We start from the raw sequence: 10,882 nt of genomic DNA, 5'->3' as shown, positions 1-10,882 counted from the left end.
ACGGCCTGCGGGCGGACGACCACGGGCCACGGGGGGACGACCACGGGCCGCCCGGCGGACGGGCGGCCCGTGGCCGTCTGCGCGCGGTGCCCTCACACCGCGCGAGCGGGCCTACCGCGTCCGGTAGGCGTCGAGGAGGGTCTGGGTGAAGACCCCCTTGTCGCGGTCCTTGATCTCGGCCTTGAAGGAGACCGAACCGCCTGCCGCCGGGTTCACCACGGTCACCGCGCCGTCCCGCACGGTCAGCGGCGACCAGGTCGCGCCCCGGTCGTACGAGCCGTACACCGCGAGGGAGGCGAGGCCGTGACCGGCGGCCGAGCCCTGCACAGTGACCGGCACCCGCAGCCGCGCGCCCGCCGGGGCGGTTCCGTCGAGGGCGAGTCGCGGCGTGTAGCGCACCACGCTCGACGGGATGCTGGTGGGCTTCGCCGTGCGGCCCGAGGTGAACTCGGCCGACCACGACACCTCCGTACCCACCGTCGCCACACCGGACTTGACCCGGCCGACGGTCGTGACGAGCCGGTAGCGCGCCCTCTCCTTCGGGAGGTCGAAGCCCGCCGTGTCCAGCGGGTCCTGGACCGTGGCGTACGGCTCGCCGTCGCGGTACAGCGTGGTGGACGCGGACGCCGTGTCGTACAGGCTCTCGCCGTCGTGTCCCGCGCCGTCCGTGAAGGGGCGGATCGAGCCGGTCAACCGGTCACCGTCCCTGACCAGGCCGGATCCGGGGCCGTTAACCGTGCCGGAGCCGGAGCCGGATCCACGGCCGGTGCCGGAGCCGCGACCCGCGAGCGCCGGGCCGAAGACCCCGGTGTTGAAGGTCTCGGCGTACTCCTTCCCGCCCCGGTACGTCCGGGCCGGCAGCGGGTACTCCACCTCGACCGTCCTCCCGCCCCGCAGCTGCTGGAAGGTCCGCTGCCAGGTGCGGCCGGTCTGGAGGTACGTGGTGACCGTCTCCGGGGCGCCCGTGTACGTGGATCCGTACAACCCGTTGTCGGGGGTCGAGAGGATGACGCCGGTCCGGCCGGTGACCGAAGCCCCCTGCCGCGAGGTGATCTTGGCGAGCCGGTCCCACGTCGGGTGCACCCTGCGCCCGGTGTAGAAGCCGTCGTCCCGTTTGTCCGCGAGCAGGAACGTCGCCGTGTCCGTGACGAAGGTGGCGACGATGTGGGAGGAGACGGTCCCGGGCGCGGGCCGCGGGCCGACCTGTTGGGTACGGAAGCCCTCGGACAGGTTGCCGATGTAGAGGGCGATCGGGCCCGGCGCGCCGTCCGGGGTGAGGGTCACGAAGCCGGAGCTGTACGAGGCGTCGGGATCCGGCGCCGCGAGGTCGATCAGCTTCGTCCGCCGCGCGTCGACGGCCAGCGTGGTGTCCTTGTCGAGCAGCAGCCTCGGCGCGGAGACGAAGTCGTCGCCGATGTAGACGAGTTCGGGGCTCAGCAGCGGTACCTCGCCGATGATCGTGTACGTGCCCCTGGGCAGCCGCAGCCGGGCCGTTCCGTGGTCGCCGGAGACCGCGGTCATGGTGTCGTGGTCGAGGTCGTAGACGTAACCGGACCAGTCGCCGTCGCCGGGGGCGGAGCCGTCCCGCGCGGTGGCTTTGAGGGTCAGCTCGTACATCTCCCCCTCCAGGTTGAGCGCGCCCGCCGTCCGCACGGACCGCTTTCCGGCGCTCGCGGTGACGGCGAGGCTGTACACGCCGAGGGTCTCGCCGCCGAGCCGGGGATCGGCCGTGACGTCGACGGACGCGGTGCCGCCCGCCGGTACGGTGATCTGCCGGGCGCCGAGGGTGAAGAAGCCGTCGGGGGCGGGGGTGCGGGCGGGGCCCGTGGCGGTCGCGGTCAGGTCGAGGGTGACGGCTTCCGTACCGCTGTTGCGGTAGGTGAGCGTCTTGGTCACCGGCCGGTCGTCGGCGTGCGGCCAGAGCGGGGCCCCGAAGCTCAGCGAGGCGGGCTCGGCGACGACGTCCTGGACGACGGCCCGGGTCAGGTCGACCCGGCCGGCGCCCTGCTCGACGGCGCTGTACGGGCCCGGCCTGGCGGACCCGACGAGCGTGTCCTTGATCCGCGTACCGCTCCAGTCGGGGTGCTGCTGGGAGAGCAGCGCGGCGGCGCCGGACACGTGCGGGGTCGCCATGGAGGTGCCCGACATCGTGAGGTAGCCGGGCGCGGGGTGGGGGGTGCCCGGGGCGGTGTCGATGCGGCTGCCCTCGGCTGCCGCGGCCGTGATGTCGACGCCGGGCGCGGTCAGGTCGGGCTTGAGGGCGCTGTCCCCGATACGCGGCCCGCGCGAGGAGAAGTTCGCGAGGGTGTCCTGCTGGTCGACGGCGCCGACGGTGAGGGCGCGGTCGGCGGTCCCGGGGGTGCCGAGGGTGGAGGGGCCGGGGCCCTCGTTGCCCGCCGCGATCACGAACAGCGCGCGGTCGGACAGCCGGTCGACGGTCTCCTCGACCGGGTCGACGCCGAGGGTGTCACCGCCGCCGAGGGAGAGGTTGACGATCGTGGCGCCCTGGTCGACGGCCCATTCCATGCCGGCGATGATCGAGGACTCGGTGCCCGCGCCCCGGTCGTCGAGCACCTTGCCGTTGATCAGCCGGGCGCCTGGCGCGACGCCCTTGTACCTGCCCTGGGAGGCGGCGCCGGTGCCCGCGATGGTGGAGGCGACGTGCGTACCGTGCCCGTAGTGGTCGGAGACGTCGGGCGCGTCGGTGAAGTTCTTCTCGGCGACCACCTGGGGCGCCAGGTCCGCGTGGCGGGTGTCGATCCCGGTGTCGAGGACGGCGACCTTCACGCCCGTGCCGTCGTATCCGGCGTGCCAGGCGTCCGGGGCGCCGATCTGCGGCACGCTCCTGTCCAGCGAGGCCGTGACCAGGCCGTCGAGCCGGACGGACCGGATTCCGGCGGCGAGGCGGTGGCCCTGGGCGGAGCGGCTGGTCAGGGCGGCCCACGCGGCGCCCGCGCCGGGTGCCGGGACGGTCAGGGCCTCGCCCGCGACGGTGTCGATCTCGGCCCGAACGGTCGCGCCGGTGTCCGCGCGCAGGTCGCCGCGCGCGGCGGAGCGCGGTCCGGAGCCGGTGTAGGTGACGAGCAACGGGACGCCGTCGCCGACGAGTCGGCGGTACTCGGGGCGGCTCAGCTCGGTCACGTCGAAGAGGCGGCGGTCCAGCTTGCCGGTGGCGATCAGGCCCGCCGTGTCGGAGGGCAGGACGTAGGTGTGTCCCTGGATCTCGCTGATCTGGACCGGGACGGCCTCGCGGCCCTCGGCGGGCAGCAGCCGGGCGACCTTGCCCCGGCCGTCCAGGACGACGTGGTCGCCGGTGATCAGGGTGATCCCGGCGCCGTCCCCGGGGGCGGCCGGCCGCGTGGTGGCCGTGGCGGGGCCGTCCGTACCCCCGGGCTGTGCGGCGGACGGTCCTGCGCCGATCCCGGTGGCCGCCAGGGCCAGGGCCGCGGCGCCGGCGACGACGGCTGCCGTCGTCGTTCGCTGTGATCTTCGCAAGATACCCCCCGGGCCGGTCGGGGAGCCGGTCGCCCACCCGTGACGCGGACACGCTAAGAGTGCGTGATCACTACGTCAATCGGATGATTACGCGCATACACCAACAGGCGGGCACGACTGGTCCGGACATTTAACAAGCCATTGTCACGGCGCCGGGCCGGCCCATGGCGCCCCGGAACAGCGAAGACCGCGGCGTCCGGACAGTTGTCCGGGCACCGCGGTCATCGCGGGAAGAATCGCGGGAAGATCTTCGGCGCCGCTCGGGGCGCCGCTGGGGCCTGGCGGCCTCAGGCTCCTCCGTCGCCCTCCCGTTCGGCGAGGAACTTCTCGAACTCACGGCCGATCTCGTCGGCCGACGGCAGCTCCGCCGGCTCCGCGACCAGGTTCCCCCGGCTCTCGGCGCCCGCGACCGCGTCGTACTGGTGCTCAAGCCCCTGGACCATGGTCACCAGGTCCTCGTCACCCTCGCTGAGCTGGCGTTCGATCTCGGTCTGCGTGCGCTGTGCCTCGGTGCGCAGGGAGTGCGCGATGCTCGGCAGGACCAGTCCCGTCGCGGCCGTGATCGCCTCCAGCGCGGTCAGCGCCGCGTCCGGGTACGAGGACCGCGCCACGTAGTGCGGGACGTGCGCGGCCACCCCGAGGACGTCGTGCTCCGACTGCATCAGGCGGTATTCGAGCAGCGACTCCGCGCTGCCCGGCACCTGCGCCTCGTCGAAGGGGCTGCGGTGGCCCGGCATCAGGTCCGTGCGGTTGCCGTGCGGCGTGATGCCGACCGGCCTGGTGTGCGGGACGCCCATCGGAATGCCGTGGAAGTTCACCGAGAGCCGTACTCCCAGGCGCTCCACGATCTGGCGGACGGCCGCCGCGAACCGCTCCCACTCCACGTCCGGCTCAGGGCCCGACAGCAGCAGGAACGGCGCTCCCGTGGCGTCCTGGACCAGGCGCACGTCGAGCGTCGGGGTCTCGTAACCGGCCCAGCGGTCCTTCTTGAAGGTCAGCAACGGCCGGCGCGCCCGGTAGTCCACGAGCCGGTCGTGGTCGAAGCGGGCCACCACCTGGTGGGGCAGCGACTCCAGCAGGTTCTCGACGATCTGGTCGCCGGTCTCCCCCGCGTCGATGTAGCCGTCGAAGTGGTAGAGCATGACAAGGCCCGCCGACTCCTGTGCCAGCGCCATGTCGACGACGGCGAGGCCCTTGGGCTCCCATTCGTACAAACCCTGCGGATCAAGCACGATTACCGCTCCTCCTCGTGTTCGTAGGAAGAACGCGCCGTGCGGCACGGGCATTCCCCGTGCCGCACGAAGATCCGTTACCAACGTCGGAACGTCGGGCGACGTCAAGCGACGTCAGGCGAGGACGCGCGCGTGGAGCGTGCTCACCACCTTCCTGGCGGAGGTGAAGGCGCCGTGCTGCCAGGCGTCCGCGTACGAGAGGTAGTCACCGGCGAAGTAGACGCGGCCCGCGGCGCGGTTGAGCGGTGCGAAGACCGGCGCGTCGGGGCCGCCGGACATGCTGTGCCAGGCGCCCTCCAGGTGCGGGGTCTGCCGCCAGTGGTGGGAGAAGGAGGACGCCAGCTCGGTGCGGTACTTCGCGCCGTGGATCTTCTCGCCCTGGGCGACGGCCCGCTTCTCCCGCTCGGCGGGGGTCAGGTTCCCGTACGTGTCGGCGTTGGTGCCCGTGTTGTAGTACCCGATGACGGTGCCGCGCGCCCCGTGGAAGCCGTACGACGGGTACCAGATGTGGCTGAGGTCCATGTCCGTCTCGGTGATCCCGCCGTAGATCCGGTGGTCGCTCTCCCACCAGCGGCTGCGGTACTCCAGCGCGATCTTGCCGGCGGACGACGGCCGTACGGCCTCCAGCGCGGTCTGCACGGCGCTGCCCAGGTTGTGGGAGGTCTTCGCGAGGAGGTGGGGCGGCAGGGCGGCGACGCAGTAGTCGGCGTCGATCGCGCGGGTCCGGCCGTTCTGCGTGTAGGTGACGCTCACGCCGTGCGCCTTGTCGGTGATCTTCCGGACGACGGCGCCGGTACGGATCCTGCCGTGGCCGATCGCCCGGGTGAGCGCCGCCGGTATCCGGTCCATGCCGCCGACCGGCTGGAACATCAGCATCGCCTGGTCGTACCCGAACTCGAAGGAGAAGTAGCGGCCCACTCCGCTGGAGAGCACCTCGGACACGGTGGGCACCGAGCCCAGCTCCACCCCGGGGGTGCCGGCGGCGGCCGGGTCGACGCTGAAGCCGCGGTGTTCGCTTCCTGTGTAGGTGAGTTGGCTGCCGATGTCGCCGAAGCTCTTGAGGAATTCGAGGAGCCGCTGCTGGTCGTCGGCGGTCAACTCGGCGTCCAGCGCGCCTCGTCCGGTGGCCTTGGCGAGCAACTCGGAGACGTAGCCGTACGTGTCGGCCTTGGCGGTGCGGTAGCGCACCGGGGCCGTCATGCCGGCCTTCTCGTTGTAGATGTAGGCGCTGGCGTTGGAGTTGGTGAACACCTCGACGGGGACGCCCAGTTCACGGCAGTAGTCCATGGTGACCATCCACTGCGGGATCCGGGCGGGACCCGCGTTCATGTACTGGCCGTCCGAGAAGCGCGCCGTCTGGCGGTGGCCGAGGAGGTCCGTGGTCGAATCCCCGCCGCGTACGGTGAAGTTGCGGCCTCCCGTACGGTCCCTGGCCTCCAGGACCGTACAGTCGTAGCCGGCCTTGCCCAGTTCGTACGCCGTGGTGAGGCCGGCGATCCCGCCGCCGACGATCACCACCTTGGCGGCCGCCCGGCCCTTGAGGGTGAAGTCGCCCGTTCTGGGCGCGCGGAAGACGGGCTCGCGGCTCGCGCCCTCGGCGGTGGGGGCGAGACCCAGGGCCCCCATGGTGGCGAGCATCGCCCCGGCTCCCCCGGTGACGCCGACCTGGCGCAGGAAATTCCGGCGGCTCGTGCCGGAGGTGTTCGTACCCGAAGTGCCGTTGTGTGTGGCGCTGTTGCCCGACGTACTGGTGCCCGTGGTGGTGTTCGGCGTGTGACGCATGGCCAGTTACCCCTTCCGGTCAGGTGTGCGGGGATCTTGGCAATGGCGTGTTACGGCCCGTCGGATGTTCGTGTATCCCACACGTTGCCCTCCGCTCACCACACCGCCGGGCGCGACGGCCGATCCCCCGCTCCCTCTTGGCCATTGGTCCAGACCTTGGCATGCTCAAGGCGGCCGGAACCGATCCGGCCCCCTGACCGGGAAGGCACCCCCATGCGCGCCCGAACGCTCCTCCCCGCCCTGCTGGCCCCCCTCCTCGCCACCGGCGGTACGGCCCTGCTCGCCACGCCCGCCGGCGCGGCGGCTTCGGCCACCGTCATCCAGGTGAGCACCGCCGCCCAGCTCAAGACGGCCCTGACCACCGTGGCGCCCGGCGACACGATCAAGCTCGCCGACGGCACGTACAAGGGCAACTTCAAGGCGACGGTGGCCGGTACCGCCGGGGCCAGGATCACCCTCGTCGGCTCGCCCGCCGCCGTCCTCACCACCACCACGGGCGGCGGCTACGCCCTGCACCTCAACGGAGCCGCGTACTGGACCGTCCAGGGCGTCACGGTCACCAACGCGCAGAAGGGCATCGTCACGGACGCGGCGAACGGCGTCGTGATCGACTCCGTGACCGTGCACAACCTCACCATGGAGGGCGTCCACTTCCGGACGTCCAGCAGCAACGGCATCCTCAGGAACTCACGGATCTACGACACCGGCAACGACGGCCGGGGCATGGGCGAGGGTGTGTACGTCGGCTCGGCGGGCGACCTGAGCGACCGCAGCGACAACGCGCAGATCCTCAACAACACCATCGGGCCCGACGTCGGCGGCGAGAACATCGACATCAAGGAAGGCACCACCGGCGCCCGCATCATCGGCAACACCTTCGACGGCAACGGCCTCACCAACGCCAACTTCGACGATTCCTGGGTCGACGTGAAGGGCAACAACACGCTGGTCGAGGGCAACACCGGCCGCAACACCCGGAACAACGGCTACGAGACCCACACCCAGCAGACCGGCTGGGGCTGCGGCACGGTCTTCCGCTCCAACCGGTCGGACCTGACCGGTGCGACCGGCACGGGCCGGATCGCCGTCAACGTCACCAACAACAGCGCGTCCTGCAAAACGACGGTCTACAGCTCCAACACCGTGACCGGCGGCAACGGCCTGACGAACATCGCCGTCACCCCCTGACGCCTTCAAGGCTCTCCCGCACACGCGGAAGGCCCGCTCCCCCGAAGGGGAACGGGCCTTCCGTCCGGCTGTTCAGCCACCTGCCGACCGGAGCGTCAGCTCTGGCCGCCGGCCAGCTTCTCGCGGAGCGCGGCAAGCGCCTCGTCCGACGCCAGGGCGCCGGAGTTGTCGTCCGACTCCGAGGAGTACGAACCGCCGCCACCGCCGCCACCCGAGGCGGCCGGAGCGCTGCCCCCGCCGGCGGGCGCGGCAGCACCCTCGGCGGCAGCGGCCTCGTCGGCCTCGCGGGACTTGATGACCTGCGCCTGGTGCTGCTCGAAGCGGAGCTGCGCCTCGGCGTACTGGCCTTCCCACGCCTCACGCTGGGTCTCGAAGCCCTCGAGCCAGTCGTTCGTCTCGGGGTCGAAGCCCTCGGGGTAGATGTAGTTCCCCTGGTCGTCGTAGGACGCGGCCATGCCGTAGAGCGTCGGGTCGAACTCGACCGAGGCCGGGTCGCTGCCGAAGGACTCGTTGGCCTGCTTCAGCGAGAGGCTGATGCGGCGGCGCTCCAGGTCGATGTCGATGACCTTGACGAAGATCTCGTCGTTGACCTGGACGACCTGCTCCGGGATCTCCACGTGGCGCTCGGCCAGCTCGGAGATGTGGACCAGACCCTCGATGCCCTCGTCGACACGGACGAACGCGCCGAACGGGACGAGCTTGGTGACCTTGCCGGGGACGACCTGGCCGATCTGGTGCGTCCGGGCGAACTGCTGCCACGGGTCTTCCTGCGTCGCCTTGAGCGACAGGGAGACACGCTCGCGGTCCATGTCCACGTCGAGCACCTCGACGGTGACCTCCTGGCCGACCTCGACCACCTCGGAGGGGTGGTCGATGTGCTTCCAGGACAGCTCGGAGACGTGCACGAGACCGTCGACGCCGCCGAGGTCCACGAACGCACCGAAGTTGACGATCGAGGAGACGACGCCGGAGCGGACCTGGCCCTTCTGGAGGGTCGTGAGGAACGTCTGGCGGACCTCGCTCTGCGTCTGCTCCAGCCAGGCACGGCGGGACAGGACCACGTTGTTGCGGTTCTTGTCCAGCTCGATGATCTTGGCTTCGAGCTCCTTGCCCACGTAGGGCTGGAGGTCGCGGACGCGGCGCATCTCGACGAGGGAAGCCGGCAGGAAGCCACGGAGGCCGATGTCGAGGATGAGACCACCCTTGACCACCTCGATGACGGTGCCGGTGACGATCCCGTCCTCTTCCTTGATCTTCTCGATCGTGCCCCAGGCGCGCTCGTACTGGGCGCGCTTCTTCGAGAGGATCAGGCGGCCTTCCTTGTCCTCCTTCTGGAGAACAAGGGCTTCGATCTCGTCGCCGACCTTGACGACCTCGTTGGGGTCGACGTCGTGCTTGATCGAAAGCTCGCGGGACGGGATGACGCCTTCGGTCTTGTAACCGATGTCGAGCAGGACCTCGTCCCGGTCGACCTTCACGATGACGCCGTCGACGATGTCGCCGTCGTTGAAGTACTTGATCGTCTCGTCGATCGCGGCGAGGAAGGCCTCGGCGTTACCGATGTCATTGACCGCAACCTGCGGAGTGGTGGCGGTGGTCTCGGTGCTGCTCGTCATGTGGGTTAGGGCTCCGGTGCGGACAGTGAGTCGTAGGTACTGCTACGCCGGGAGCCCGTATCGCGTCTGCCGAAGCCGGACAGCCAAGGAAGCGCCGATCCCACACCACGGGATAAGCGCCTCGACGACCGAGGGGACAACCAACTGACGCGAGCGCGGCTGCTACGTCTGAGGCGCGCAAGCCCGCAGCGCAACCTTTAGCATACGGGGGCAGCCGAGCACGGTCAATGCGCGAAGGCGCACACCCGGGGCGGAACGGCCCATACCCGGCACATCCAGCGTTCGATGAGGCCACCACGGCCCCACGACGACTCCTCGCAGCCTACGACGACGGACACGATGATCCAAGAGTACGAACCCGAATCAGCGGCCGGTCCGGCCGGCGGCACCACGACCGGCACCACCACCGGCTCCGGCACCGCACCCGACGCCGGCTCCGGCTCCGGCTCCGGCTCCGGCACCGAATCCGACACCGAGCCCGAGGCCACCCGGCGCGAGAGCGGCACGGCGGAGAGCAGCCGGGCCAATCGCGGCTGGTGGGACAGGAACGCGGACGAGTACCAGACCGAGCACGGCACCTTCCTCGGCGACGACCGTTTCGTCTGGTGCCCCGAGGGCCTGGACGAGGTGGAGGCCGAGCTGCTGGGCCCCCAGGAGTCGCTGCGCGGCCTCGACGTCCTGGAGATCGGGGCGGGCGCGGCGCAGTGCTCGCGCTGGCTCGCGGCCCAGGGGGCCCGCCCGGTGGCGCTCGACCTCTCCCACCGCCAGCTCCAGCACGCCCTGCGGATCGCGCAGGACCGCCCGACCGGCTTCCCGCTGGTGCAGGCCGACGCCGGGCAGCTGCCCTTCCTGGACGGCTCCTTCGACCTGGCCTGTTCCGCCTACGGGGCGATCCCCTTCGTCGCGGACCCGGTGGGTGTCTTCCGTGAGGTGCGGCGGGTGCTGCGGCCCGGCGGGCGCTGGGTCTTCTCGGTGACGCACCCGGTCCGCTGGGCGTTCCCCGACGAGCCGGGGCCCGAGGGCCTGTCCGTGGCGTCCTCGTACTTCGACCGCACCCCGTACGTGGAACAGGACGAGGAGGGGCGCGCGGTCTACGTGGAGCACCACAGGACGGTCGGCGACCGGGTGCGGGACGTGGTGGCGGGCGGCTTCCGGCTGGTCGACGTCGTGGAGCCGGAGTGGCCGGCCTGGAACAGCCAGGTCTGGGGCGGCTGGTCGCCGCTGCGCGGCAAGCTGATCCCGGGCACGGCGATCTTCGTCTGCGTACGGGAGGACTGACCGGCGTACGGGAGGGCCGGCGGGCGTACGGGAGGACCGGCGGGCGTACGGGAGGACCGGCCGGCCTCGTACGAAAAAACCGGCCGGGCCCGCTGTCGTACGAGACTGGGCGCATGATCCGCCACGACGCTCTCCGCGCCCTGCCCGTCCGCACCGCCCTGCCCGCGCTGGAGCGGGCCCTCTACGGGCGCGCCGGGGACGGCGCGGGCGACGGGCACGGCTGCGCGGTGCTCTGCGCCCCGCCCGGGACCGGCAAGACGACGCTGGTCCCACTGGTGCTGGCGGGGCTCC

General features: G+C 71.3%; 6 protein-coding genes and 1 pseudogene. 3 read left to right on the top strand and 4 right to left on the bottom strand.

What is annotated here, in order from left to right; genetic code table 11:
* Window positions 1–111 precede the first annotated feature (111 nt).
* The 3 genes from GT042_RS35005 to GT042_RS34995 all read right to left on the bottom strand — a co-directional run bounded on the left by GT042_RS35005 (window position 112) and on the right by GT042_RS34995 (window position 6,365).
* Window positions 112–3,495: a S8 family serine peptidase gene (locus GT042_RS35005; RefSeq protein ID WP_161312714.1), complete on the bottom strand. Its 3,384-nt coding sequence runs from the start codon at window positions 3,493–3,495 to the stop codon at window positions 112–114.
* A gap of 287 nt (window positions 3,496–3,782) precedes the next feature.
* The gene (locus tag GT042_RS35000; protein WP_161312713.1) at window positions 3,783–4,727 is read right to left on the bottom strand and encodes a PAC2 family protein; all 945 of its coding nucleotides are present in this window, start codon (window positions 4,725–4,727) and stop codon (window positions 3,783–3,785) included.
* A gap of 114 nt (window positions 4,728–4,841) precedes the next feature.
* Window positions 4,842–6,365 carry a flavin monoamine oxidase family protein gene (locus GT042_RS34995; RefSeq protein ID WP_161312715.1) on the bottom strand — a complete coding sequence of 508 codons (1,524 nt, stop codon included), beginning with the start codon at window positions 6,363–6,365 and terminating at the stop codon, window positions 4,842–4,844.
* A gap of 357 nt (window positions 6,366–6,722) precedes the next feature.
* Here GT042_RS34995 and GT042_RS34990 point away from each other — a divergent pair, with 357 nt between their 5' ends.
* Window positions 6,723–7,697, top strand: a complete 975-nt coding sequence (locus GT042_RS34990) for a right-handed parallel beta-helix repeat-containing protein (protein ID WP_161312712.1) — start codon at window positions 6,723–6,725, stop codon at window positions 7,695–7,697.
* Window positions 7,698–7,792: 95 nt separating this feature from the next.
* Here the strand turns inward: GT042_RS34990 and rpsA are convergent, their stop codons facing one another.
* Complete coding sequence (gene rpsA, locus GT042_RS34985) at window positions 7,793–9,313, bottom strand: 30S ribosomal protein S1 (RefSeq protein WP_161312711.1); 1,521 nt, start codon at window positions 9,311–9,313, stop codon at window positions 7,793–7,795.
* A gap of 339 nt (window positions 9,314–9,652) precedes the next feature.
* Here rpsA and GT042_RS34980 point away from each other — a divergent pair, with 339 nt between their 5' ends.
* Window positions 9,653–10,591 carry a class I SAM-dependent methyltransferase gene (locus GT042_RS34980; protein ID WP_161312710.1) on the top strand — a complete coding sequence of 313 codons (939 nt, stop codon included), beginning with the start codon at window positions 9,653–9,655 and terminating at the stop codon, window positions 10,589–10,591.
* Window positions 10,492–10,882, top strand: a pseudogene (locus GT042_RS39675) (hypothetical protein); the annotation flags it as partial. The gene GT042_RS34980 and the pseudogene GT042_RS39675, both read left to right, overlap by 100 nt.

This window comes from Streptomyces sp. SID3212 (genome assembly GCF_009865405.1).
In the GTDB taxonomy this organism is placed as follows: Bacteria; Actinomycetota; Actinomycetes; order Streptomycetales; family Streptomycetaceae; genus Streptomyces.
Note: the sequence above shows the minus strand (reverse complement) of the source record. Positions and strands in the feature narration are given on the sequence as shown.